Here is a 25,948-nt window from a genome sequence, read left to right as displayed (position 1 = left end):
CGACGTACTGGGCATCGGCCTCGACGCCGACGACGAAGCCGGAGCCCGGGGTGAACTGGTAGTTGTAGCCGATCTGACCACCGCCGACGAAGCCGTCGTTGGTGCTGCCGTTGCTGAAGGCGATCGCCTGGGTGGTGCCCGGACGGACCAGGGTGCTGGCGCCGTTGACGCCGATGACGGTGGGCGCGTTGTTGCTGGAGGCGTCGAAGCCGTAACCGGCGTTGAAACCGGCGTAGAGACCGGCACGAACACCGGCGGGGCGGCGCGGCGCGGAAGGTCGGCGGCCGAGGCGGCGCCCACGAGGAGGGCGGCTGCGGTGCTGGCGAGGAAGAGCGTCTTGAACATCGGGGCGGCTGCCAGAAAAGTGAGACGCACTCTCGGTGCGGTGTGACCTGGACTTAGCAAAGCTTGCCGTAACGCTCCTAGTGTATTTAGGCCACATCGAGACTAGATCGTGCGAACGGTGGATAAGACCGGATTTTTACTTTGCGTTTAGGTTTGATGTTTGGGCGATATCCGTAACGCGCCGCGGGCGCTTTTGTTCCCGAGATATGGTCGATTGCGTCGATGCCGGCGCGACGCGGCACTCCATCACGGTCCTGGACACCGAATGTCCCTCGCAAAACTCCGGCTGCACCGGCGTGCTCAGGGCGGGCGCCGGCAGCGAGCAGGCGTTTTGTGAGGCACTCCGAACCTCACCGGGGCGCGAACACCGTGATGTTGCTGTTGATCTGGTAGGCGGCGGCGGGCGGAGTGTTGACGAACCGCAGGCGAATGGGGCTCTCGCCGAGGATCGCTCCGAAAGCCGGCGTGACGGAGATCGGAAAGCATCGCGATAGGGCTTCGGCAGCGGCGTCCTCGTAGCGCTTGCGGGCATCTCCGTCGCCGTTCAACCGGCGGGCGGTGACGAGGGGCGGACCGCGCAGGGCGCCGGTCTTGTCGAGGCCGAAGCGGAACGCGATCAGCGACCCGTCCGTTTCAGGCGGCACCGACCAGCACGCGGTGAGGGCGGTGCGGAACTCGGCCCAGTTGTCGATGGGCGATGCGGGCTGAGCACGGGCCGCTGCGGACAAGGTCACGCACGCTCCGGCGAGAAGCGCCCGGACGAGGGGGCCGCGCGATGGCAGCCGGAGGATGCATCGGATTCGCATGCCCGGCATCCTATGCCCCGGTTCGCGCCCGTGTAAAATCGCGGACGCTTCGCCCTCAACGGCCCCGATCAAGCGGCGCGACGTCGGCCGGAATCCGTCTCGGGTCGCCGTAGAGGTCGTCGAGGGCGCCGAGCACCGCTTTGGTCCAGCGTCCGGTTCCGTCGTCGCTGGGATGGCCGCCGGCATACGTCTCGATCCAGAAGTCGATCTCCTCGTCGCCGAGATGGATCGTCCTGATCCGCTGGCGAAGGCTGATGAGGTCGGTGCGTGCGCGCAACTCGACTTCGTCCTCGCGCAAGTCGTCCCGCGCCTCCCGGACGGAGACGAGCTGTGTGGCCGAGGACAGGGTCGCGCGGTCGAAGGCCAGGACGGCGCCTTGCCTGGGAACGCTGCCCCGCCGGACATCCAGCGCCACCAGGGCGGGCGGCGCCTGCCGGTCCCATCGATCCTGCATCTCCTGAGCGACGACGCCAGCCAAGGCGCGGTTGCGGAAGAAGCGCAGGCTCGGCCGGTCGCCATCCCCGGTCGGGGCAACGGAGAGCCGATCGAGGACCCAGGCCTCGACCAGGGTCGGCACGATAAGGGGATGATGCAGCTGCATCCCGGACTCAGTCCCGCGTCCAGACCTGCCCGTGATACACGAACACGTCGGGCCGGCTCGCCAGGGCGGCGAGGCCCGACAGGGCCGGATCGTGGATGGCGATGACGCTGGTGGGGATCGCCTCCATCTGCGCCACGAAGGGCGGCTTGTGCTCGAAGGCCACGCGAAAACCGCCTTTGTGGAGCACATCGATGATCCGGGGGGCGATGCCGCCGCCGATATAGACCCCGCCGGTGGCGAGGAAGGTCAGGGCGAGGTCGCCGCAGACCCGGCCGAGCAGCTTGGCGAAGAGCGCGAGAGCGGCGACGGCGTCCGGGTCGGCCCCGGCGAGACCGGCCTCGGTGACGGCGGCGGGATCGAGCTTCGGTCCGCCCTCACCCGTGCGCAGGCGGCGCAGGCCGGCATGCAGCCGCGACAGGCCGGGGCCCGAGAGCAGCGCCTCCACGGTGATCCGCCCCTCGATCCGCTCCAGATGCGGCCACAGGGCGTGCTCTTCGGCGTCGCTCGGGCCGAAATCCACGTGCCCGCTCTCCGTCGAGACGATGGCGAGGCGGTCCCCCACGGGCAGCAGGGCCGCCGCGCCGAACCCCGTGCCGGGGCCGAGGACGAGGCGCGCACCCTGATCACCCTTGATGCCGCCCTCCCGGTGCGGCCCCACCGGGGTCAGCTCGCCGGGGCTGATTTCGGCCGCCCCCGCCGCCACCGGCACGTAGTCGTTGACGATCACCGCCCGCGACAGGCCGAAATCACGGCCGATCCGCGCGCCCTCGATCACCCAATGGGCGTTGGTGAGCTGCACCGCGGGACCGTCGACCCGGGCGGCCACCGCCAGGATGGCCGAGCGTGGTGGGGGGCCGTCGCCCTTGGCCAGCGCCACCCGGATCGCCGCGCTCGGGTCGGCATGGCCGGCGGTCTCGACATGGGCGAGGAGGTTGGGCGACGCGCCGGCCTCTGGCACCAGGGCGAAGCGCGCGTTGGTGCCGCCGATATCGCCGACGAGGACCGGAAATTCGAACATGAACGCACCATCCGTCGAGGAAAGTCGGGTCTGCCGTCAGGCGGGCGGCAGGGCATCGGGGTCGATGGGCGCCCCGTCGGCCCAGGCATAGAGCAGCCGGCGCACCTCCTGCGGGGTCGAAAGCCGTCGCGCGGCGATGGTCTCGGCCGCGCCGATGCGGACGCTGACGCCGCCGGTCTCGTTGACGACCGCGAAGGCCTTCTCGTCGGTGAGGTCGTCGCCCAGGAAGATCGACCGGCGGCCGGCATAGGGCGGGGCGCGCCCGAACGCCCGGATGGCGTGCCCCTTGGTGGCCGAGGCCGGTACGATCTCGCCCACCGCCTTGCCGAGCTGGAGTCGGTAGGCGCCCCCGAGGGCGTCGGCGGTGATCCTGACCGCTGCCTCCGCGCGTGCCGCGTCGGCCGGGGTGGCGAGGCGCCAGTGCACGGCCACCGACGCTCCCTTGTCCTCGATGAGCACGTCGTCGAGGCCGGCGACGGCCGCCGTCAGGCCGGCGACGCGGGCGCGCAGCTCCGGATGGTCCTCCGCCCCGCCGCCGCTCACCACGCCGTCGACCCGCCGCTCGACCCCGTGCAGGCCGGCGACATCGAAGCGGACCGGCGCCAGGAAGTCGTCGATCACCCCGATGGGCCGGCCGGTGACGATGGCGAGCGCCCCGCCGAGGCGCAGGCGCAGGCGCTCCAGGGCCCCGGGCAGCGCCGGATCGACCCGGACCTCGTCGGGCCGGGGCGCGATCTCCACCAGGGTGCCGTCGAAGTCGAGGTAGAGGGCGAAGTCGGTCGGCTCGGTCACGCTGGGCGTCCCTCATCGGATTTCGCCCTGCGCTAGCATGACGCGCGCCAGGGGAAAACGGGGCGCGGCGCACGGCCGTGCCCTAACTCACGATCACTATGCTTTCGCAGGAGCTTCGACGCGCATGTGGCCGACCCCGATCCCGCCCGGTCCCGACGAGGAGAGCGTCTGGGCCTATCCCCGCCCGCCCCGCCTGGAGCGCGTCGCCCTGCGCCTGCGGGTGGTGTTCTCGGGGGAGACCATCGCCGACACCCTGTCGGGCTGGCGCGTCCTCGAGACCAGCCACCCGCCGACCTACTACTTCCCGCCCGCCGACGTGGCTTCCGGCGTGCTCGGCCCCCCGCGCCGGGCCGGCCTCTGCGAGTGGAAGGGCCGCGCCGTGCTCCACGACGTCTCGGTCGGCGGCCGCCGCGCCGAGGGGACGGCCTGGGCTTATCCCGACCCGACGCCGGATTTTCGTGCCATCGCCGGGTATTGCGCCTTCTACGCGGGACCGATGGATGCCTGCTTCGTCGGCGAGGTCCGCGCCACGCCGCAGCCCGGCGGGTTCTACGGCGGCTGGATCACGCCGGGCCTCGTCGGCCCGTTCAAGGGCGGCCCCGGCTCCATGGGCTGGTGAGATGGGCCGGTGAGCCGGAACGGCTTTGCGTCCCCATCCCGCCCCGCTACATGCCGATGGACCATGAAGCGACGGAGTGGATGAGCATGCAGGGTGAGATCGACGCCGCGCCGCGGGCGGTGGGCCTTTGCCCGGACCGCCTGGGGCGCATCGACGGCTGGATGGAGCGCCTCGTCTCCGACGGGAAGCTCGCCGGCCTCTCGGTGATGATCGCACGCGCGGGCAAGACCGCGTATTTCCGCACCCACGGTCGCGCCGACATCGCCCGGGAAAAGCCGTTCGCCCCCGACACCATCGCGCGCATCTACTCCATGACGAAGCCGCTGACCTCCGTGGCGGTGATGATGCTCTACGAGGAGGGCCGCTTCCAGCTCGACGACCCCATCACCCGCTTCCTGCCGGACTTCGCCGACATGCGGGTGCTCACGGGTGGCAATCGGGTGAAGTTCGACAGCGAGCCCGCCCGGCGCGCCATCACGATCCGCGACCTCCTCACGCACACCGCCGGCCTCACCTACGGCTTCATGGAGGCGACCCTCGTCGATGGCCTCTACCGCCAGAACGGCGTCGATTTCGGCGAGGCGCAGACCGACAGCCTCGCCAGCGTGGTGGAGCGCCTCGCGCGCCAGCCCCTGCTGGCCCAGCCCGGCACCGAGTGGAACTACAGCGTCGCCACGGACGTCCTCGGCCACCTCGTCGCCGTGGTCTCGGGGCAGGACTTCGCGGATTTCATGCGGGAGCGCATCATCCGGCCGCTCGGCATGATCGACACGGACTTCTTCGTTCCACCTGAGAAGATCGAGCGGTTCGCGGCCAATTACAGCCTGTTTCGCGAGCGCAGCCTCAAGCTCTACGACGATTGCGTCGGCAGTCGGTTCGCGTCGCCCCCGGTGGTGGCCTCGGGCGGCGGCGGCCTCGTCTCCACGGCGGGGGACTACATGCGCTTCTGCCGCTTCCTGCTCGGACGCGGGGAACTCGACGGCGTGCGGCTCCTGGGGCGCAAGACCGTCGCGCTCATGCTCGCGAACCACCTCGACGGCGATCTTGCCGCCATGGGCCAGCCGCGCTTCTCCGAGACGGCCTACACGGGCATCGGCTTCGGCCTCGGCTTCTCTGTGATGCTCGATCCGGCCCGGGCGCAGATCGTCGGGACACCGGGCGAAGCCGCCTGGGGCGGGCTCGCCAGCACCGCGTTCTGGGTCGACCCGGCCGAGGACCTCGCGGTGGTTCTCCTGGCCCAGCTCATCCCGTCCTCGGCCCTGCCGATCCGGCGCGAATTGCGGGTGCTGACCTACGCGGCCCTGGTGGACTGATCCAGATCCGAAAAAGCCGGCTCCGCGGGGCGAAGCCGGCTCGAATCTGTCCGCCTGACCTTGTCGCCCGATCCGGACGACGCGAGAGCCTACTCCGCGGCGGGCGCCGCGGGCGCGGCGCCGGGGGCTGCGGCCGGCTTTGCTCCGGGCTTCGGAGCCGCGGCCTTGGGGGCCCATTCCGCATCGGACCGGGGTCCGCCCGGCTGGTTCGTCGCCGCCGTGAGCTGGCCCGGAACGACGTCGTTGACCTTGCTCCAGGTCTGCGATCCGCACAAGAAGCCGAGCATGCAGCCGCGCACGGACAGCTCGGTGGGCTGATCGGCCCACATGGTCACGTCGTAGAACTTGCCCTCGTCGGCATTGTAGATCTTGCCGGCGTAGCGCGCATCGGCATCCGGCTTCAGGCCCATGATGAGCTGGTGACCGAGCGACGGGCGGGCCTGCTTCTTGGTGTCGGGATTCTTAAAATCGACGCGGGGCTGGCCCTTGTCGTTCAGGGGCACCTTCAACCAGACGACGTAGCCGCACAGGTTGGTGTTCTGCGGGCCGCACTTCTCGACACGGATGCGGGCACGGCCATCCTCTGTGAGGTAGGTCCCGGTCGCGTCGTTGGGCGTGGCGGCCAGGGCGGACCCGGGCAGCGCGGCCAGGGTCAGGCCGGCCAGAGCGGCGAGGGTCGATCGGTCGATCATGCGTTGGGTATCCTCAAACTTCGAAAACCTGCCGGGGGGCGCCATGAAGCCGATGCCGTGCCGACCCGCCGGAGCCGCCTGAAGGAGCGCCACCGGGCCGCACGCGGTCGTCGCCCCGTGCCGTGATGCTTCGCCATCGGATGCGAAGGTGACCGGATCATGACCGCCGCGCATCACCGCCGCGGGAATCCGGCTCCCGCGACTCCGGCCCGGTCCCGAACGCAAAAAGCCGGTGCTCTCGCACCGGCTCCAGGCTGCGTGAGGGAGAACGCGCCTATTCGGCGGCGGTCATCTCGGCGGTGAAGTGACCGCACCAATCCTTGGAGGCCACCACCGGCCACAGGCCCGGGGACTTCGGCTCGGGCTGGCTCACGGGCGGGTTGAAGCGGCACAGACCCGCGTCGCCGGCCGCCACGCCGCCGTTGAGCTTGTGGTCGTCGAAGAAGCGGCAGCTCTCGCAGGCGGCGCTGTGGTTGCTCGGCATCGTGTCTCTCCCGGTCGGATGGGCAGCCCAGCTGCCCGCTCCGTTCTTAATTAGAATAACTCTAATCAGAGGTCAATCACCGATTCCATGTTCGTTCGGTTCCCATTGCAGGGACCCCCTTCAGGATCGCCGACCGGATGCACGGTGGCAGTCCGAAGCTCATTGATGCCCGTGGGATCGGCCGCAGGCCTGACGATCGCGCAGGCCGATCACATCGTGGTCGTGGCGGACGCCTGCTCGTCGACAGCGGCAGGCCGACGGAGCTTGCGTCGTGGGGTGACCGCTACAACGACCTGTGGTCCGCTTACCGTGACACGACCCATTGGCGCCTCCAGGACCGGCTGGCTGCCGATGCCGGAAACGGTTCCGTCCCCTGAGACCCTGTGCCAACGAGCGCCTTGCGTGGCAGCCGTGTCTCCGAGTCCGTGCAGAGGCCTTGCCGCGCTCGGGTTGACGGGATGTCCGGCCCCGGCCTAGCTTGAGGGCGACGGTTCCTCCCCGGAGGATCAAAAGGGAACGCGGTGAGGGGCTTTGCCCCGATGCCGTGGCTGCCCCCGCAACTGTAAGCGGCGAGCCCATCATCAACACGTCACTGGACCCGCGAGGATCTGGGAAGACGATGAGAGGGCGATGACCCGCGAGCCAGGAGACCTGCCGTCAGTCGTGGTCACACGCGAAACGCATCGGGCGGGGTGTCCTGGTGGGTGTCGAGGCGTCCGCCGTGGGCGGAGTGCATCGGCCCAGTTCGCGGTGACGTGCCACATCGCGCCTTCGCGCGCGCACGCCGTTTCCGCATGTGCCTGCCCGCGCCACCGCCCCAACTGCCCGTCGACCGTGATCGCGTGCCGCTTCCCAGCGGTCATAGCGTTCGCGCGTCGCAGCACGGTCAAGCGATGCCGGGACAAAGCGATTGTAACATTATAACATTCGTTTTAGGTGTCGTCGGAGCGTCGGTGCGAGCGACGCGTACCCTCGGACTGTCCTCACCCTCATGTCGTTCTTCCCGCGTTCCGCCCTGCCCTCCCTCCGTCCCGGTCACGGGGGCATCGGGGCAAGCTTTCTCGTTCTCGCGCCCATTGTCGTTCTTGCGCCCCTCGCCGCTTCGGCACAGGAGCCCGCCGTCACCCTCGACACCCTGTCGGTGGCGGGCTCCGGCGTCGCGCCCACCGGACTGAACCTGCGTAACGTGGATCGCGGCGCCAGCCGCCTCGGCCTCACGCCCCTGGAGACGCCCGCCAGCGTCGATGTGATCTCAGGCGAGACCGCACGCCGACGCGGCCAGAACACCGTCGCCGAGGCCGTGACCGAGAACGCCACGGGCATCACCACCGTGGCGGCCCCCGGCAACGGCAACGGCGCCTTCACGGCCCGCGGGTTCGCCGGCCCGAACTCGATCCAGCAGCTCTACGACGGCACGCGCCTCTACGTGGGGGCCGGCACCGTCACCTTCCCGTTCGACACCTGGAACGTCGAGCGCATCGAGGTCCTGCGCGGCCCGGCCTCGGTGCTCTACGGCGACGGGGCCATCGGCGGCGTCGTCAACGTGGTGACGAAGAAGCCGGTGTTCACGCCCCTCAACGAGGCCCGCGCGGCGGTTGGGTCCGATGGCCTCGCCCGCCTCGCCCTGGATTCCGGCGGTCCCATCGGCGAGGCCCTGGCATACCGCTTCAACATCAGCGGCAACCGCTCCGGCGGCTGGATGCAGCCCGACGGAGACTTTCGCAACCTCGCGGTCTCGGGCGCCCTGACCCTGCAGGCGGCCCCCGACCTCGCTTTCACCCTGAGCCATGACCTCGGCTATCAGGAGCCGGCCCGCTACTGGGGCACGCCGCTCGTCAACGGTCGGATCCTCGATTCCATCCGGTTCAACAACTACAACGTCCGCGACGCCAAGATCTTCTGGACGGACAACTGGACCCAGCTCAAGACCGAGTGGAGCCCGAGCGCTGACATCACCGTGCGCAACACCGCCTACCGGCTCCAGAGCCGGCGCCAGTGGCTCGACGTCGAGCAATATGCGTTCAACCGCTCCACCGGCCGCATCGACCGCTCGGACTACCTCGAGATCTACCACCAGCAGGAGCAGGTCGGGAACCGCCTCGACGCCACGGTCCGGGGCACCGTGTTCGGGTTCCGCAACGAGTTCCTGGCCGGGTTCGACGTCAATCACATCGCCTTCCGGCACACCAACAACTTCTCGTCCGAAGGCGGCGGCCTCACCACGAGCGTGGACCCGTTCACCTACGACCCCGGCCTGTTTCCGGCCAACGGCCGTGCCACCCCCGCCTACGCCACCAGCACGAACCAGGCCTCGGTCTTCGCCGAGAACCGCCTGATCCTGTCGGATCAGGTCTCCCTGCTCACGGGCGTGCGCTTCGACGCCCCGACCCTGAACCGCCGGAACCTCGTCACCGGGGACAGCTTCCAGCGGGATTTCCAGGCCCTGAGCTACCGCTTCGGTGCCGTCTACGCCCCGAGCCCGGACCTCTCCCTCTACGCGCAATACGCCACCGCCACCGATCCGGTGGGCAGCCTCATCACCCTGTCGCAGAGTCTGGCCAACTTCCGGCTCTCCACGGGCGAACAGGTCGAGGTCGGCGCCAAGGGCATCGCCTTCGGCGGCCTCGCCGAGTGGACGCTGGCCGGCTACCGCATCGTCAAGGACAACCTCGTCTCCACCGTGCCGGGCCAGCCCACGGTCTCGACGCAGGTTGGCCGGCAATCCTCGCACGGCGTCGAGGCGGCCGTGTCCCTGCACCTGTTCGACGCCTGGCGGGTGGATGCCAACGTCGCCCTGCTCCATGCCCAGTACGACGACTTCAACCAGACCGTGGCCGGCGCGGTGGTGTCCTATGCCGGGCGCCAGCCCATCGACGTGCCGGAGCGCGTCGCCAACCTCTGGGTGAACTGGGCCTTCGCCCCGGCCTGGGAGGCGCGCATCGGCGTGCAGTATGTCGGCGAGACCTTCAGCGATTTCGGCAACACGGCCCGGCGCCCGGACTACGCCCTGCTCAATGCCGGACTCGACTATCAGGTCGGGCCGGCCTCGCGCCTGTCGCTACGGGCCTACAACCTCGCCGACACGGTCTACGCCATCAGCGGCAACGCCGTGAACGGGGTCGGCACCAACTGGCTTCTCGGCCGGCCGCGCTCCTTCGAGGTCGCCTACAACGTCAGCTTCTGAGCCGGCATGTCCCGTTTCCCAAAGCCCTTGAAGCGGTGGCTGATCCTCGGCCACCGCTGGCTCGGCATCGGCACGGGGCTGTTCTTCGCCACCTGGGTCCTGTCGGGCCTAGTGATGATGTACGTCCCCTTCCCCAATCTCACGGAGGCGGCGCGCCTCGCCGGCCTGCCCGCCATCGCCTGGGAGCGGGTGCGGCTCGGCCCCGACGCGGCGCTCGGGTTCGTGCAGCTGCCCCCGGACCTGTCCCTCGGCATGCGCGGCGACGCGCCGGTCTACCGGGCCACCCTGGATACGGGCGAGCGCCGCGTCGTCTCGGCCGAGACCGGCGCGGTGCTCGGACCCCTGTCGGGCGCGGAAGCCCTGGCGCTGGTCCGCGCCCGGGGTGGGACCGGTCCGAACCCCACCGTGACCACCATCCATCGCGACCAGTGGACGGTGACGGCGCGCTACGATTCCCTTCGCCCGTTCCACGTGGTCGCCCTCGACGATCCCGCCGGCACCGAGCGCTCCGTCTCGCAGGTCACCGGCGCCGTCGCCCTGGAAACGACGCGGTTCGCGCGCGGCTGGAACTGGCTCGGGTCGATCCCGCACTGGATCTACCTCACGCCCCTGCGCGCTCGGGCCGATCTGTGGCGCGACGTGCTCCTGTGGATCTCCGGAATCGCCGTGGCCGGGGTCCTGAGCGGCCTCGTCCTCGGGATCTGGCGCTTGCGCCTGCGTCGGCCCTACGCCGCGGGGGTGACGCCCTATCGCGGGATGGCGCGCTGGCACCACCTGTTCGGGATCGTCGGCGGCGTGGCGCTCCTCACCTTCGTCACCAGCGGCTGGCTGTCGATGAACCCGAACAGGTGGTTTTCGGGGCCATCCGCCACGCCGGCCATGCGGACCGCCCATGCGGGGCAAGCCTCCCTGCCCGGCCTCGACGCCCTGCGCGGCCTCGCCTCGCCCGGTGTCGTCGAGGTCCGGTTCATCGGCCTTGCCGGGCAGGTCCACGCCGTCGCCACCGATGCGGAGGGGCGGCGCAGGGTCGAACCGCCCGTATCGCCGGACTCCTTACGCGCGGCAGCGGCGCGTCTCCTGCCCGAAGCGCGGCTCGTGGCGGCCGAGACCCTGACGGCCTACGACGCCTACTGGTATCCGCACCACGAGATCCGGATGCTGCCGGTGGTGCGCGTTCGGTTCGACGACCCGGCAGCGACCTGGGCCTACCTCGACCCGGAGACGGGCGAGATCCTGATGCGTCTCGACCGCAGCGGCCGGTTGAACCGCTGGCTGTTCTCAGGCCCCCACCGCCTCGACTTCGCGATCCTGACCCGCCACCGCCCGGCCTGGGACCTCGTCCTGTGGACCCTGAACGGCCTCGGCGCCGGTGTTGCGCTGACCGGGATCGTGCTGGGCTGGCGGCGGCTGCGCCGATCCGCACCGTCCCGCTGAAGCGCCTCACACGTCGAGGTTGGCCACGCTGAGCGCGTTGTCCTGAATGAATTCGCGGCGCGGCTCGACCACGTCGCCCATGAGCTTCACGAACAGCTCGTCGGCGTCCTGGGTGTCCTTGACCTTCACCTGCAGGAGCGAGCGCACGTCGCGATCGAGGGTGGTCTCCCAGAGCTGCTGGGCGGTCATCTCGCCGAGACCCTTGTAGCGCTGGAGCTGGAGGCCCTTGCGGCCGAAGGCCATCACCGCCTCGAACAGGCCGACGGGGCCGTGAAGGGTCGTCTCGTCGCCCTTGCGGGCGTAGGTCACGGGCTCGTGGTAGATCTCGCGCAGGGCCTCGGCCCGGTCGGCGAGCCGCGTCGCCTCCTGCGAGGCGATGAGCCCCGCATCCAGGGTCGCGACCTGGCGCACGCCCCGCAGGGTGCGGCTCATGACGTAGCCGCCCTCGCTCACCGCGCCTTCCCAGCCCTGCTCGATGTCGTCGGCGATCCGGTCGAGGCGCCGGGCCACCCGGTCGGCCAGCACCTCGGCCTCCGTCGCGTTCTCGTCGACGTTGACCCGGAAGGCCCCGGCGATCATGGCCTGCTCCACCACGGCGCGGTCGTAGCGGGTGTGGAGCGCCTGCATCAGGCCCCGGAACTGGCGTGCCTCCTCCACCAGCGCCTTCAATTGCGGCCCGCCGAACTCGACGCCGGAGGCGAGGCGCAGGACGGCGCCGTCAACGCCCGCATCAATGAGGTAGTCCTCCAGGGCCCGCTCGTCCTTGAGGTACAGGTCGCGCTTGCCCTTGGAGGCTTTGTAGAGGGGCGGCTGAGCGATGTAGAGGTGCCCGCGCTCGATCACTTCCGGCATCTGCCGGTAGAAGAAGGTCAGCAGCAGGGTGCGGATGTGCGAGCCGTCGACATCCGCGTCGGTCATGATGATGATGCGATGGTAGCGCAGCTTCTCCGGGTTGAAGCCTTCGCGGTCCGTCGACGAGCGGCCGATGCCGGCGCCCAGCGCCGTGATCAGCGTGCCGATTTGGTCCGAGGACAGCATGCGGTCAGCGCGCACCCGCTCGACGTTGAGGATCTTGCCCCGCAGGGGCAGCACCGCCTGGAAGGTCCGGTCGCGGCCCTGCTTGGCCGAGCCGCCGGCGGAATCGCCCTCCACCAGGAGGATCTCGCATTTCGATGGGTCGCGCTCCTGACAATCGGCGAGCTTGCCGGGGAGGGACGCGATGTCGAGGACGCCCTTGCGGGTCACCGTCTCGCGGGCCTTGCGGGCCGCCTCGCGGGCGGACGCCGCCAGGATCACCTTGCCCATGACGGATTTCGCCTGGGTGGGGTTTTCCTCCAGCCAGTTCGACAGGCCCTCGTTGAGGACGTTCTCCACGGCCGGGCGGACCTCCGACGAGACGAGCTTGTCCTTGGTCTGGGACGAGAACTTGGGGTCGGGCACCTGCACCGAGATCACGGCCGTGAGACCCTCGCGACAATCCTCGCCGGTGAGCGAGATCTTCTCGCGCTTGGCGATGCCCGAGGACTCGGCATAGCCGGTGATCTGGCGGGTGAGCGCGGCCCGGAAGCCGGCCATGTGGGTGCCGCCGTCGCGCTGGGGGATGTTGTTGGTGAACGGCAGCACGGTCTCGTTGAACGACTCGTTCCACCACAGGGCGACCTCGACGCGGATGCCCTCGCGTTCGGCCCGGACGAAGACCGGCTTGGTCACGCCGTCGATGGGTTTGCGCGACCGGTCGAGGTAGCGCACGAATGCTTCGATGCCGCCCTCGTAGTAGAGTTCCTCGCGCTTGTGCTCGGCGTGGCGCGCGTCGGTGAGCACGATGCGCACGCCGGAATTGAGGAAGGCGAGCTCGCGCAGGCGCTTTTCCAGCGTCGCGTAATCGAACTCGATCATCGTGAAGGTGTCGGTGGAGGGCAGGAACGACACCTCCGTGCCGCGCCGTCCGTTGCCGTCGCCGACGATGACCAGGGGGGATACCGCGTCGCCGTGGCGGAACTCCATGGCGTGCTCCTTGCCGCCCCGCCAGATGCGCAAGCGCAGCCATTGCGACAGGGCGTTGACCACCGACACGCCGACGCCGTGCAGGCCGCCCGAGACCTTGTAGGAATTCTGGTCGAACTTTCCGCCGGCATGGAGCTGGGTCATGATGACCTCGGCCGCCGAGACGCCCTCCTCCTTGTGGATGTCGGTGGGGATGCCACGCCCGTTGTCGGAGACCGTCACCGAGCCGTCGGCGTTGAGGATCACCGTGACGAGGTCCGCGTGGCCGGCGAGCGCCTCGTCGATGGCGTTGTCCACCACCTCGTAGACCATGTGGTGGAGCCCCGAGCCGTCATCGGTGTCGCCGATATACATGCCCGGCCGCTTGCGCACGGCATCGAGTCCCTTGAGGACCCGGATGGATTCCGCGCCGTAGGCATCGGAGGCGAGGGCATGGGTGGCGTCGGAGCTGTGGGGCGTGTCGGACATGAAGTTCCTCGGGCAGGCGGGTCGTCGCGTGATCCTTCGTGTCCCGGCTCGAGCCCCGGACACGCCTGCGGTGCGTCAAGGGCCTTTATAGGCCCTCCGCCTTCAAAAAGCATTGCTTTCGGCTGTTCCGGGCGGGGACGGACGGCTCTCCGTCCCCTGCGGTGTGAACCGGGCTCAATCCTGCAGGAACGGGTTCGTCATCCGCTCCTCGCCGAGGGTGCTCGTCGGGCCGTGGCCGGGGATGAAGGCGATGTCGTCGCCCAGTGGCAGAACCTTCTCCTTGATGGCGCGGATGAGCTGGTCGTGGCTGCCGCCCGGCAGGTCGGTGCGGCCCACCGAGCCCTTGAACACCACGTCGCCCACCAGAGCGAAGCGCGCATCGCGGCTGACGAACACCACGCTGCCCGGCGAATGGCCCGGCGCGTGCAGGATGTCGAAGGCGAGGCCGCCCACGGTCACGGCGTCGCCCTCCACGAGCCAGCGGTCGGGCGTCACCGCCCGCGCCCCGTCGATCCCGTAATTGGCGCCCGTCTCCGGCAGGCTGTCGAGGAGGTAGCGGTCGGCCTCGTGCGGGCCCTCGATGGGCACGCCGAGCCGTTCACGCAGTTCGTCGGCCCCGCCGGCATGATCGATATGGCCGTGGGTGAGCAGGATCTTCTCGATGGTGATGCCCTGGGCCTGGATCGCCGCCTCGATCCGGTCGAGGTCGCCGCCCGGATCGACCACGGCGCCGACCTTGGTCTCGTCGGACCAGATCAGGGTGCAGTTCTGCTGGAAGGGCGTCACCGGGATGATTCCGGCGCGGGGCGTGCCTGGCATCGCGTCTCTCGTACGAGCGCCTCGACGGCGCGGATTTGCACATGCGCCCCGAAGGCGCGGGAAGCCGCCTGTCTAGCGCGAGACGGGGCGCGGTGCGAATCGCCGCGCGGCGGCGCCCGCCAAACTTCGGCCTCGCCATACCGTTAGCCGAACCTTACCACGCCCAGGCTCGTTGTCCGGGCGCCATCTCCTCCCCAGCCGGGTTCCGATCTCACATGCTGAAAACAGCCTTCGTCGCCGCGCGCGACCGGCAACGCCTCGGCGAGATCGCCTCCGTCCTCATCGGCTACGGGGTCACCAAGGTGGTCGAGCGCCTCGGCATCACCCACGTGGCACGCTTCGCCAAGCGGCGGACGCCCCGGGTCGACATCGCCCGCCTGTCGCAGCCCCAGCGCGTGCGCCGAGCCATCGAGGCCCTCGGCCCGACCTTCGTCAAGCTCGGGCAGATCCTGGCGAGCCGGCCCGATCTCCTGACGCCGGAATGGACCGAGGAGCTGGAGAAGCTCCACAGCCAGGTCGCGCCGATCCCATGGGAACGCATCCAGCCGCAGCTGGAGGAAGACCTCGGGGCGCCGGCTGACGAGGTCTTCGCCGAGTTCGACAAGGTGCCGCTGGCCGCCGCCTCCATCGCCCAGGTCTACCGGGCCCGGCTCCACACCGGCGAGGAGGTGGTGGTCAAGGTCCTGCGTCCCGGCCTGCGCAAGGTCATCGAGGCCGACCTGCGGCTGCTCGGCCACGCCACCCGCATCGTCGTCAACGAGTGGCCGGAATTCGGCCGCTACCAGCCGCAGGAGCAGATGCGGCACCTAGCCAGCGGCCTCTACGGCGAGCTCGACCTCATCAACGAGGCCCGCAACTGCGAGACCATCGCGGCGATCTTCGCCGACCGGTCGGACATCGTGGTGCCCAAGATCCACTGGGAATGGACCTCCGAGCGCGTCCTCGTGCAGGAATTCATCCACGGCATCCCGCCCAACGACCACGCCCGCCTCGACGCGGCCGGCATCGACAAGGTGGTGCTGGCCCAGAAGGGCACCGACGCCTTCCTGCAGATGGCCCTGATCGAGGGCGTGTTCCACGCCGATCCGCACCCGGGCAACATGCTGGTGATGACCGGCGACCGCATCGGCTTCATCGATTTCGGCATCATCGGCCGCCTGTCCGAGCGCCGCCGCACCCAGCTTCTCATGCTCATCGGCTCGATGCTGAAGGAGGATGCCGACGGGCTCATGGCCGTGCTCCTCGACTGGACCGGATCGAGCAACCCGGATCTCACCAAGCTCGAAGCCTCGTCGCAGGCCTTCATCGCGCGCCACACCGGCGCGTCCCTGGATTTCGGGGCCCTGCTCACGGACTTCATGACCATGGCCCGCGAGAACGACCTCGCCATGCCGACCGACCTCGCCATCCTGTTCAAGGGGCTGGTCACGGCGGACGGGGTGATGCGCCAGCTCGATCCGAACTTCGATCTGTTCTCGGCCGCCGGCCCCACGGTGAAGCGCAAGCTTCAGGCGCAGTTCTCCATCAAGGGCCTCACCCGCAAGGTCGAGGCCGTCGGCGCCGGCCTGTTCGGCGCGGCCTCCGAACTGCCGACCCTGATCCACCTCATGCTGGTGCGCCTGAAGCAGGGCCGCGTCACCGTCGAGATCGAGCTGAAGGGCATCGAAAAGCTCACCCGCGGCATCGAGCGCGCTGCCGCCCGCATCGCCGTGGCGCTCATCGTCGCCGCCTTCGCGACCCAGCTGGCGCCCCGGTTCATGGATCTCGGCACCCCGGCCTTCGTCACCGTCGGCGCCATGGTGTGCGTGATCGGGATCGGCTGGCTGGTGCTGCTCGGGCGCAACAAGTAGGGGGCGTCCGTGCGTCCGTCTCCCGCCGCGGCGGGGTCGGAGGATACGGTCGCCACCTTAAATCAGCCGCGTTGTGCGGCGCATCTTCGGGTGCCTTTGCGCCCCGACCGGGGGCGCCTGAAGAACCCCGTTGCCCCGGCCTAAATGAACATCATCCTGATCAAGCTGTTCGCGACGGCGCTGACCCTCAGTCAGGTCACGACGCGGCCGGATGCGGTGAAGACGCAGTTCGATCCCGTGGCCGACAAGGGTCAGGTGGTGCAGATCCTGCGCGACGGCTGCGCCCACATGCGCAAGGCCTTCGACATCGAGGACATCAACCTTGACGAGCTCATCTCCACGGCGATGGAGGACCCCACCGCCATCGCGGGAGCGAGCGCGCCCAAGCTCCTGCACGGCCTCGACATCGGCGAGCTCAACGTCAGCTACCGTCAGTTCTGCAAGGGCGAGAGCCCCAAGGACTCCCCCTTCGACGCGGGCGAGGTCATCGCCTTCTACAACAAGGCCGTCCTCGACCTGCCCTCGGCCGAAGCCCTGAAGGAGCGCAAGCTCCCCGGCGCCAGCCTCATCCTCGACGGGGCGGGCAAGCGCTACGCCGAGGCCTTCGAGGCCAACGGACGGCGCCTCAGCGTACCCATCGCGGAGGTACCGACGATGGTCCAAAAAGCCTTCGTGGCAGCGGAGGACAAGCGCTTCGAGACCCACCACGGCATCGACGAGCGCGGCGTGATCCGCGCCTTCATCGGCAATCTCGCCTCGCCGGGCCGGCCAGCCGGCGGCTCGACCATCACCCAGCAGGTGGTCAAGAACCTGTCGGTCGGCGACGACGTCACCTACGAGCGCAAGATCCGCGAGATGATCGTGGCCTCCCGGCTGGAGCGCATCCTGCCGAAAGCCGGCATCCTCGAACTCTACCTCAACGGCATCTACCTCGGGCGCGGCGCCCACGGCATCGAGATGGCCGCCCGCAGCTACTTCGGCAAATCCGTCGGCCAGCTCACCGTGCCGGAGGCGGCCCTGCTCGCCGGCATGCCGAAGGGGCCGAACTTCTACAATCCCGACAAGTACCCCGACCGGGCGCGCGAGCGTCGCGCCTACGTGCTCGCCCGGATGAAGGAAGAGGGCGTCATCACCGACGCCGAACTCACTCAGGCGGCCAACGCGCCGCTCGGCCTCGCCTCCATCGAGACGGCGCGGCGCGACTCTGGCTTCTACTTCGTCGATCACCTCACCCGCGAGACCCGAACCTTCGCGGGTATCGATTCCCTGACCTCGGCCTCGCACACGGTGCGCTCCACCCTCAATGCCGGCCTCCAGACCGCCACGGAAACGGCGCTTCAGGACGGGCTCGCCAACTACGAGCGCGCCACCGGGCGCCAGCGCTACGAGGGTCCGGAGCTCAACCTCGCCGAGGCCGTGCGCAAGCTCGACGGGGCGGGGGCCGCCCCCGAGGCCTCGTCGCTGTCCGTGCCGCTCCTCGTCGGCGGCGAGACCAAACCCGCCGAGGCCCCCAAACCCGCCGAGGTCCCCAAGCCCGCGCCCACGGGGACGAAGGCCGAGCGCAAGGCGGCACGGGCCGCGGCCGCAGCGGCCGCCAAGGCCGTACCACCGAAACAAGCCGGTCCCAAGCCGACCTGGCAGCGCGCCCTGGAGAACGCCCGGCCCGTCCTCTACGACGTGCACTGGCCCCTCGCCGTGGTGCTCGATCCCGGTCGCGGCGGTACGGCGAAGGCAGGGCTCGCCGATGGCCGCACCGTCAGCCTGGAGCCCGGCCCGGCGCGGGGACGGCTCGCCCTCTACGACGTGGTCCGGGTCAAGCTGCGCGATCCCGCGGCCAAGACCCCGCGCGCCGACCTGCGGGTGCGCCCGAGCGTCCAGGGGGCGGCCCTGGTGCTGGAGAACCGCACCGGGCGCATCCTCGCCATGGCGGGCGGCTTCTCCTACCCGGTGAGCCAGCTCAACCGGGTGACCCAGACCGTGCGCCAGCCGGGCTCGACCCTGAAGCCCGTGACCTATCTCGCCGCCCTCAACGCCGGCCTGCAGCCCAACACCCTGGTGATGGATGCCGCCGTGACGCTCCCGCCCATCGGCGGGGTCGGCGATTCCTGGTCGCCGAAGAACTACGACGGCGGCGGGGCCGGGGCCACGACCCTGCGCCGCGGCCTGGAATTCTCGAAGAACCTCGTCACCGCGCGCCTGCTCCAGGGCGGCATCGCGGACAAGGCGCCGGCGAGCCTGCAGAAGGTCTGCGATCTCGCCCTCGAAGCCCAGCTCTACGCCGAGTGCGAGCGCTACTATCCCTTCGTCCTCGGCGCCCAGCCCGTGCGGATGGTGGATCTCGCCGCCTTCTACGCCGCCATCGCCAACGAGGGCGCCCGGCCCGCCCCCTACGCCCTCGAATCGGTGGAGCGCGACGGCAAGACCCTCTACACCCGCGGCCCCCGCGAGCCCGTGCGGATCGGCTCGGCCGACCGGGTGGCGTTCTACCAGCTCAAGACCATGCTCCAGGGCGTGACCCAGCACGGCACGGCGGCGGCCCTGAGCCGGTTCTCGTCCGCCATCGCCGGCAAGACCGGGACGTCGGAGAACGAGAACGACGCGTGGTTCGCCGGCTTCACCAACGAGATCACCATCGTGGTCTGGGTCGGCTACGACAACGCCGACGGCACGCGGAAGACCCTCGGGCGCGGCCAGACCGGCGGGCATCTCGCGGTGCCCATCGCCGGGTCGATCCTCCAGGCGGCCTGGGCCAACGGCGTGCCGCGCACCCCCCTCGCGCCGCCGTCGGCCGAGGCCCGGCCGTTCCTCGCCGACCTGCCCATCGACGCCCGCAGCGGCGAGCCCGTCCCCGGCGGCGGCTTCGTCGAGCATTTCCGCCTCGCCAACGGACGCATGGCCGACACCCAGTACAAGCTCCTGCCGCGCGAGACCCGGACCGCCCTGCGGCCCGACGCGGAGGATGGCGACCTCGGCGGCGCCGAGGACGGGGCGGACGTGGCCGGCGACCTCTTCGGCTCCGTGCCGGGCCGGCGCGCGGAGCCCGATGTGCTCGACCCGTTCGGAGAATCCCGGAGCCGGACACCGAGCCGTCGGGCCCAGCGCGACCCCGATCCGGTCTGGCCCGGCACCCAGCGCTCGCCCTTCGGCGACGACGAAGTCTATGCCCGTCCGCGCCGCCGCGATCCCGACTACCTGTTCGGCGAAGACTCGCGCTACTGACGCGCCGTTCGACCCGCTCTGCCCGACCGGCGATGCGCGCGCCTCCCTCCTCCCCTGATCGACCAGAGGCTTCGACGTGCCGATGCACCCCTCCGCGCTCCTTCGCTTTTCCGCCCTGCTGGCCCTGTCCCTCCCCGCGCAGGCGCAGGAGGGCATGAGGCAGCAGCCCGCGACCTCCGACCGGATCAAGGACGTGCCCTCCATCGAAGCGGTGGGTCTCGCCACCCTTAAGCCCGGCACCGTCCTGTTCACCGACCACCGCGACGATCCGGCCAAGCCCGAGAACGGCCTCGTGCCCTACCTCGACTGGGGCCGGGTCCGGCCGGCCGAGCGGGCGGCGCTCGCGCCCTACCCGGCCTATGCCGAGCCCGACTACATGCAGACCCTCAACGGGGTGGCCAAGCGCCGGCACGAAACCCTCAAGGTCTACGTGGCGCAGGGGCGCTTCGTCGTGCCGAGGGCGGCCGAATCCATCGATCTGGCGTCCTACGCCACCCTCGGATTCGTGGCGAAGATGGACCCGGTCATCAAGCACAAGACCCTGAATCCCGCCGACGTGGCTCCGACCAAGGACCCGGCCGCCGCCTTCGCCAAGCGCCCCGACCGGCCGTGGTGCGATCTCGGCACCGTCTGCATCGAGTCGCGCTACGACCTCGAGGGCAAGCTGCCCCTCGGGGTGAAGCTCGCCAACAAGCTCGAGGACGGGACGGCGAAGAAGGTGGCCGAGTTCGTCTCGTTCCAGAGCGAGGTGCGCACCCTTCCCCCCGCCGAGACCGCACCGCTCGCCGGACTCACGAAGATCGACGCGCCAGTGACCGGCGGCCTCGAACAGACGATCTTCTGGGTCAACCAGATCCTGCGCTTCGGCAAGTTCCTCGCCGTGTTCCAGCCGATGCCGGGCGATCCCGGAAAGACCGTGGTCACCACCTACATGGCGCTGGCCATCAAGGCCGACGTCCTCGACCGCAAGCAGGAATACGCCCGCGTGCCGGTGCTCAAGAACCTGCTGCCGGCCCAGGTGCTCATGGGCAATTCGTCGTTCAACACCGGCACCTCCATCAGTGCGGGTCTGCCGACCTACGCCCGCAACCGCATGACCGCTTTCGCGGACGCCCTCGCCAAGAACTGAACGGGACCCTCCCCGAGGGTTGCCCGTGCGACGGCTGGACGCCGGGCCTCATGGACGCCGGGCCTCGTGGATACCGGACACGGGTCCGGCTCCACGGGGATCGGGGTCAGTTGCCGCGGCTGGAGATCGAAGGCAGCGAGGGCTGGGTGTAGAGGCGGTTCACGTCGCGGCGGGTCTGTGTGCCGTTGGTGTCAGACGAGCGGCGGTAGTTGCTGGTGTCGAAGGTCTCGGCGATGCCGCTGCGGGAATTCGGGCCCTCGGCACTGTTGCAGGCGCACAGGCCGGCGACGAGGAGGGTGGAGAGGGCGAGGGGAAGAAGGCGCATCGAGAAGTCCGTCCTGAATGATCGCGTGGTCCGGAGGTGGAGCCTCCCCGGGCACCGGCGTCAAGCATCGGATCGGCGAACCGCGCAAGGATAACGAACCGTCGCCGCTTCGCCGCACAGTGATGCGATGGCGCCACGAAAACGCTCACCACCCCGCGCTTTGAGACCCGGACAAGTCGGCCAATCGTGTGAAATCACCCGTCGGACTCCTGGCGTCCGACGGTCCGCCACGCGAAACATCATGGCCATGAGTAACGTCATCCCCTTCCGCAGCCGCCCCTCCCCGCCCGCCCCGGCGGTGCACGACGTGGTGGCCGTCGCCGACGACCTCTTCGCGGTCCTCGAGCACCTCCAGGCCGTGGGCGTCCGCGCGGCGGCCATGAACCGGCCGCGGCGCGAGGTGGAGACCACGGTCCGGAACCTCTTCGACGCCGTCACGGCCGTGGAGCGCGCCCTCGACTGCATCGGCGAGGGCGACGAGGCCGGTCAGGCCTGAGCGGACGCGCGATCCGCCGCGAAGATCTCGACCGCCGGTCGCCGCCGCCGCACCGACGTCCGGTCGCGCTTTTCCCAACAAATGCTGGGAAATACCGATCCGCCCCATCAAAACGACAAAATTACTCGGACTACGTCTACTATTAGACAGACGCGCCGAGGGGCGTGCGCTAGTGGCCGGAAGACAGACCGTGAACGCAGTGCACGTCATGCCCTCGGCCGCCGATGCCCTGTTTCAGGGCAATCTCCTCCTGAAGACCTTGAGGGCCGAGGATCGTGCCCTGCTGGCACCTCACCTCGAACGGGTCACGCACCAGCGCGGCGAGATCCTGTTCGCGGCGGGTTCCGAGGTCACCACCATCGCCTTCCCGTGCGGCCAGACCGTGGCGACCCTGATCATCGCCATGCGGGACGGGCGCAGCGCCGAGACCGCCACCATCGGCCGCGAGGGCGCCGTCGGCGGCGTGGTCAGCCACGGCTATCTTCCCGCCTCCACCCAGGCGGTGGTGCAGATCGGCGGTCCGATCCTGCGGATGGACGCCGGCCGCTTCCAGGAGGCCAAGCGCCGATCCGAGAGCCTGCGCAACCTCTTCACCCGCTACGGCGACTGCCTGCTCGCGCAGGTGCTGCAATCGGTGGCCTGCAACGCCCTCCATCCCATCGAGGCGCGCTGCCTGCGCTGGCTGTTGACCCTGCAGGACCGGATCGCCAGCGAGACCCTGCCCGTCACCCAGGAGCTGCTCGCGGCGATGCTCGGCGTGCAGCGCACCTACCTCACCCGGATCCTGCGCACCCTGCAGCAGCAGGGGCTCATCGAGGTCGGACGCGGCCGCATCACGATTCGGGACCGTGCCAAGGTCGAGGCCGCCGCCTGCGAGTGCCACGGCGTCGTCCGGCACCATTACGAGACGGTGCTGGGCGCGGGCTATGACCGCCGCGGCCATCTCGTCCGGGTCGAGCCCCCCCATGAGGCGGCCTCCGCCGAGCGGATCCCTCAGCGGGAGTCGGCCTGACGGGCGGAGGACCCCGCCGAAGAAGATCATCCCGCCGACCCGCCACACCCGATCCGAGACGGACGCCGCCGCCCCCGACGATGACGAACCCCGCCGCCCATCCTTCGCCGCCGTCGCGCGCGACCGAACACCGGACGGGACCGGTCTCGACCGCCGTGGCGCCGCCGGACGGGACGGTGCCCGAAATGGCGGACCCGACCGAGAGCGCCGTCCTCCTGCGCCTGGCCGTCGAGGCCACGGGCATCGGCATCTTCGACTACGACCTCGCCACCACGACCCTGCGCTGGGATGCCCGCACCCGTGCCCTGTTCGGCGTGGCGCCCGACGGTGCGGTCACCTATGCGGAGACCTTCCTGCAGGGCCTGCATCCCGAGGATCGCGAACGGGTCGACGCCGCCCTGCAGGCCGCCCTCGACCCGGCCGGGACCGGCCTGTTCGACAGCGAGTACCGCGTCCTCCCGGCCGGGGGCGGCCCCTTGCGCTGGATCGCGGCACGGGGCCAGCTCATCGTCAGCGGGGGCTACGCCAGCCGGATGGTCGGCACCGTGCGCGACGTCACGCAGGCCAAGCGGGCCGAGATCGCCCTGCGGGCCACGGAGGAGCGCTATCGCCTCGTCACCCGCGCCACCAACGACGCCATCTGGGACTGGGACCTGACCACCGACACGGTCCTGTGGAACGAGGCCCTGGCCACCGCCTACGGATGGACGCCCGACCGCGTCGTGCCGAGCGGGGCGTGGTGGATCGATCATGTCCACCCGGACGACCGGGCCGCCGTCGAGGCCGACATCCACGCGGTGATCGCGGGCGAGGCCGGCGACTGGGACCACGAGTACCGGTTCCAGCGCGCCGACGGCACCTACGCCGAGGTGCTCGACCGCGGCTACATGGTCCGCGATGCCGCCGGCGCGCCCCAGCGGATGATCGGCGCCATGCTCGACGTGACCGAGCGCAACCGGGCTTCCGCCCAGTTCCGCGCGGTGTTCCAGGGCGCCAATATCGGCATCGTCCAGTTCGATCCGCGCAGCGTCCGGGCCCTCGCGGTCAATGCCAAGCTGTGCGAGATCTGGGGCGCGCCGGAATCCGAGATTCTCGGCCATTCCCTGGCGCGCTGGACACCCCCCGAGGACGATGCCGAGCGCGCCGACCTGCACCGGCGCCTCGCCAAGGGGGAGACCATGCAGGAGCGCCTGGAGAAGCGCTACCGCCGCCTCGACGGGCGCATCATCTGGGCCCGGGTCAACCTCGTGTCGCAGACCCTGGGCGACAGCGTCCATGCCACGGCGATGATCGAGGACATCACCAACGAGAAACTCGCCGACACCCGGCGCGAGGCTCTGATCGCCCTGGGCGACCGCCTGCGCGACCTCAACACCAATGCGGCGGTGGTGCGGGCCACGGCCGAGAGCCTCGGGCGCACCCTGGGGGTGGCTCGGGCCGGCTACGCCCTCGTCGATCCCGCCGGGAACCTGTCGGCGGTCGCGCCGGACTGGATCGCCGCCGGCCTCGGACCGCAGGCCGGAACGCAGACCCTGGCCACCGTGGCGGCGAGCGTCGTCCGCCTGCAGCGCGGCGAGACCCTGGCGGTGGCCGACATCGCCGCGACCCCCGAGCGGGTCGATGACGCGGCCGGCTATGCCCAGATCGGCATGCGGGCCGTGGTCAAGGTGCCGATCCTTCAGCGCGGGCGCCTCGTCGGCATCCTCTACGTCCTCGACGCGGTCGCCCACGACTGGACGCCGGGGGAAATCGCGTTCGCCCGCGAGGTCGCCGAGCGCGCCTGGGGCGGCCTCACCCGGATCGAGGCCGACGAGCAGCAGCGCATTCTCAACCGCGAACTCAGCCACCGGCTCAAGAACACCCTCGCGGTGGTCCAGGCCATCGTGTCGCAGACCCTGAGGAACGTCACCGACGTCGAGGCCGCCAAGGAGGCCCTGGCGGCGCGCCTCATCGCCCTCGGCAAGGCCCACGACATCCTGCTCTCCGGCGAGGGGGAGAGCGCGGATTTCGAGGCGGTGCTCGCCAGCGCCCTCGCCATCCACGACGACCGCCAGCCCGACCGGTTCCGTATTTCCGGGCCCCCCATCGAACTCGGCGCCAAGGCGGCCCTGTCCCTCGCCCTCATGCTGCACGAACTCGCCACCAACGCGGCGAAGTACGGCGCCCTGTCGGTGCCCGACGGCCGCGTCGCCGTGACGTGGGATGTCACCGCCCCGATGGGCGGCGAGCCCATGGTGCGGATGACCTGGCGGGAATCCGGCGGCCCGACGGTCGCGATACCCACGCGAAAGGGATTCGGCTCGCGGCTGATCGAGCGCGGTCTCGTCGGGGCCGTCGGCGGCACCGTCGGTCTCGATTACGATCCCGCCGGCGTGGTCTGCCGCGTCACCGCCCCCCTGGCGGGGTTCCAGGCCGGAAGCGTCTAAGCGGAGCGGTGCCGTGGCGCACCGGGCGCCGCTCCGCGCGCCCTGCCGGATCCTCGGCGAACCCTTCGGGACCCTTCGGAACTCTTCGGGACCCTTGCGCGCAACGCCCGCATTGCCGCTGCACCGCACCCTGGGCTAAATCCCGGCTCATGTGGACACGCCTCGCCCATCCCGGCCACTTCCTGCGCTGGACCGCCCCCCTGATGCCCTGGCTCGCCGGGCTCTCCGGGGTGCTCCTGGCCTTCGGCCTCTACCTGACCTGGTTCACGGTGCCGCCCGACTACCAGCAGGGCGAGACCGTGCGGATCATGTACATCCACGTGCCGGCGGCCTGGCTCGGGGTGTTCTTCTACGGGGCCATGGCGGTCTCGGCCCTCGGCACCCTGGTCTGGCGCCATCCCCTGGCGGATGTCGCCCAGCGCGCCGCCGCCCCCATCGGCGCGGCCTTCACCCTGATCTGCCTCGTCACCGGTTCCCTGTGGGGCAAGCCCATGTGGGGCACCTACTGGGTCTGGGACGCGCGCCTGACCTCCATGCTGGTGCTGTTCCTCATCTACTGCGGCATCATCGCCCTGTGGCGCACCATCGAGGACCCGAACCGGGCCGCGCGCGCCATCGCGATCCTCACCCTGGTCGGCGCCGTGAACCTGCCGATCATCAAGTTCTCGGTGAACTGGTGGTCGACCCTGCACCAGCCGGCCTCGATCATGCGCATGGGCGGCTCGTCCATCGATCCCTCCATGCTCTACCCGCTCCTCGAGATGATTCTCGCCTTCACCGTGCTGGGGATCACCCTGCATCTGACTGCCATGCGCACGGAGATCCTGCGCCGTCGCGTGCGGGCGCTGACGATCCGCGAAGCCGAGCGCCTCGATGCCGGCCTCCCCCTCGGGGCGGTCCAGGGCCTGTGAC

Annotated in this window: 20 protein-coding genes, 1 pseudogene and 1 riboswitch; of the genes and pseudogenes, 11 read left to right on the top strand and 10 right to left on the bottom strand. The window is 70.1% G+C overall.

Going from position 1 to position 25,948, the window contains the following annotated elements; genetic code table 11:
* From ASF28_RS21740 to otsB, 5 genes and pseudogenes are all read right to left on the bottom strand, one after another.
* Positions 1-345 (bottom strand): annotated as a pseudogene (locus ASF28_RS21740) (porin family protein); the annotation flags it as partial.
* Between the two features lie 350 nt (positions 346-695).
* The gene (locus ASF28_RS21735; protein WP_244474983.1) at positions 696-1,079 is read right to left on the bottom strand and encodes a hypothetical protein; all 384 of its coding nucleotides are present in this window, start codon (positions 1,077-1,079) and stop codon (positions 696-698) included.
* Positions 1,080-1,206: 127 nt separating this feature from the next.
* Positions 1,207-1,752, bottom strand: a complete 546-nt coding sequence (locus ASF28_RS10505; RefSeq protein WP_056091768.1) for a hypothetical protein — start codon at positions 1,750-1,752, stop codon at positions 1,207-1,209.
* Positions 1,753-1,759: 7 nt separating this feature from the next.
* Positions 1,760-2,770 carry a glucokinase gene (locus tag ASF28_RS10500; RefSeq protein ID WP_056091766.1) on the bottom strand — a complete coding sequence of 337 codons (1,011 nt, stop codon included), beginning with the start codon at positions 2,768-2,770 and terminating at the stop codon, positions 1,760-1,762.
* 36 nt (positions 2,771-2,806) lie between these two features.
* Positions 2,807-3,562, bottom strand: coding sequence for a trehalose-phosphatase (gene otsB, locus ASF28_RS10495; protein ID WP_056091763.1), 756 nt, complete (start codon positions 3,560-3,562; stop codon positions 2,807-2,809).
* 124 nt (positions 3,563-3,686) lie between these two features.
* On the opposite strand from otsB, the gene ASF28_RS10490 reads away from it, so the two are divergent.
* Entirely contained in the window at positions 3,687-4,181 is a 495-nt protein-coding gene (locus ASF28_RS10490) for a DUF427 domain-containing protein (protein ID WP_056091761.1), read from the top strand.
* Positions 4,182-4,267: 86 nt separating this feature from the next.
* On the top strand, positions 4,268-5,494 hold the full coding sequence (locus ASF28_RS10485; RefSeq protein ID WP_056091801.1) for a serine hydrolase domain-containing protein: 1,227 nt from the start codon (positions 4,268-4,270) through the stop codon (positions 5,492-5,494).
* An 89-nt stretch (positions 5,495-5,583) separates the two neighbouring features.
* On the opposite strand, the gene ASF28_RS10480 is transcribed toward ASF28_RS10485, so the two are convergent.
* Both ASF28_RS10480 and ASF28_RS10475 read right to left on the bottom strand, forming a co-directional pair.
* Entirely contained in the window at positions 5,584-6,186 is a 603-nt protein-coding gene (locus ASF28_RS10480; protein WP_056091758.1) for a DUF2147 domain-containing protein, read from the bottom strand.
* Positions 6,187-6,460: 274 nt separating this feature from the next.
* Positions 6,461-6,670, bottom strand: coding sequence for a hypothetical protein (locus ASF28_RS10475; protein WP_056091755.1), 210 nt, complete (start codon positions 6,668-6,670; stop codon positions 6,461-6,463).
* A 471-nt stretch (positions 6,671-7,141) separates the two neighbouring features.
* Positions 7,142-7,343, top strand: a riboswitch (cobalamin riboswitch).
* A 318-nt stretch (positions 7,344-7,661) separates the two neighbouring features.
* Between ASF28_RS10475 and ASF28_RS10470 the strand changes: the two genes are divergently transcribed.
* Both ASF28_RS10470 and ASF28_RS10465 read left to right on the top strand, forming a co-directional pair.
* Entirely contained in the window at positions 7,662-9,854 is a 2,193-nt protein-coding gene (locus tag ASF28_RS10470) for a TonB-dependent receptor (protein WP_082476455.1), read from the top strand.
* A gap of 6 nt (positions 9,855-9,860) precedes the next feature.
* Complete coding sequence (locus tag ASF28_RS10465; protein WP_056091752.1) at positions 9,861-11,288, top strand: peptidase; 1,428 nt, start codon at positions 9,861-9,863, stop codon at positions 11,286-11,288.
* 6 nt (positions 11,289-11,294) lie between these two features.
* Here the strand turns inward: ASF28_RS10465 and gyrB are convergent, their stop codons facing one another.
* Positions 11,295-13,760, bottom strand: coding sequence for a DNA topoisomerase (ATP-hydrolyzing) subunit B (gene gyrB / locus ASF28_RS10460; RefSeq protein WP_056091749.1), 2,466 nt, complete (start codon positions 13,758-13,760; stop codon positions 11,295-11,297).
* 174 nt (positions 13,761-13,934) lie between these two features.
* Positions 13,935-14,579: an MBL fold metallo-hydrolase gene (locus tag ASF28_RS10455; RefSeq protein ID WP_056091746.1), complete on the bottom strand. Its 645-nt coding sequence runs from the start codon at positions 14,577-14,579 to the stop codon at positions 13,935-13,937.
* A 215-nt stretch (positions 14,580-14,794) separates the two neighbouring features.
* Between ASF28_RS10455 and ASF28_RS10450 the strand changes: the two genes are divergently transcribed.
* From ASF28_RS10450 to ASF28_RS10440, 3 genes are all read left to right on the top strand, one after another.
* Positions 14,795-16,429 carry an ABC1 kinase family protein gene (locus tag ASF28_RS10450; RefSeq protein WP_056091744.1) on the top strand — a complete coding sequence of 545 codons (1,635 nt, stop codon included), beginning with the start codon at positions 14,795-14,797 and terminating at the stop codon, positions 16,427-16,429.
* A 144-nt stretch (positions 16,430-16,573) separates the two neighbouring features.
* Positions 16,574-19,648 (top strand): penicillin-binding protein 1A, encoded by a 3,075-nt coding sequence (locus ASF28_RS10445; RefSeq protein WP_056091741.1) that lies wholly within the window; start codon positions 16,574-16,576, stop codon positions 19,646-19,648.
* An 82-nt stretch (positions 19,649-19,730) separates the two neighbouring features.
* On the top strand, positions 19,731-20,777 hold the full coding sequence (locus tag ASF28_RS10440) for a hypothetical protein (protein ID WP_157085543.1): 1,047 nt from the start codon (positions 19,731-19,733) through the stop codon (positions 20,775-20,777).
* A 106-nt stretch (positions 20,778-20,883) separates the two neighbouring features.
* Here the strand turns inward: ASF28_RS10440 and ASF28_RS10435 are convergent, their stop codons facing one another.
* Positions 20,884-21,102: a hypothetical protein gene (locus tag ASF28_RS10435; RefSeq protein ID WP_056091735.1), complete on the bottom strand. Its 219-nt coding sequence runs from the start codon at positions 21,100-21,102 to the stop codon at positions 20,884-20,886.
* A gap of 247 nt (positions 21,103-21,349) precedes the next feature.
* On the opposite strand from ASF28_RS10435, the gene ASF28_RS10430 reads away from it, so the two are divergent.
* From ASF28_RS10430 to ASF28_RS10415, 4 genes are all read left to right on the top strand, one after another.
* Positions 21,350-21,598, top strand: a complete 249-nt coding sequence (locus ASF28_RS10430) for a hypothetical protein (protein WP_056091796.1) — start codon at positions 21,350-21,352, stop codon at positions 21,596-21,598.
* Positions 21,599-21,806: 208 nt separating this feature from the next.
* The gene (locus tag ASF28_RS10425) at positions 21,807-22,610 is read left to right on the top strand and encodes a Crp/Fnr family transcriptional regulator (RefSeq protein WP_056091732.1); all 804 of its coding nucleotides are present in this window, start codon (positions 21,807-21,809) and stop codon (positions 22,608-22,610) included.
* Positions 22,611-22,795: 185 nt separating this feature from the next.
* A complete protein-coding gene (locus ASF28_RS10420) occupies positions 22,796-25,036 on the top strand; it encodes a PAS domain-containing sensor histidine kinase (protein WP_056091794.1) in 2,241 nt (746 codons plus the stop codon).
* A 149-nt stretch (positions 25,037-25,185) separates the two neighbouring features.
* Positions 25,186-25,947 (top strand): heme ABC transporter permease, encoded by a 762-nt coding sequence (locus ASF28_RS10415; protein WP_056091729.1) that lies wholly within the window; start codon positions 25,186-25,188, stop codon positions 25,945-25,947.
* The last annotated feature ends 1 nt before the right edge of the window (position 25,948 follow it).

Origin of the sequence: Methylobacterium sp. Leaf99 (assembly GCF_001422375.1) — a bacterium.
In the GTDB taxonomy this organism is placed as follows: Bacteria; Pseudomonadota; Alphaproteobacteria; order Rhizobiales; family Beijerinckiaceae; genus Methylobacterium.
The sequence above is the reverse complement of the archived record's forward strand: the minus strand, read 5'-3'. Positions and strand labels throughout refer to the sequence as shown.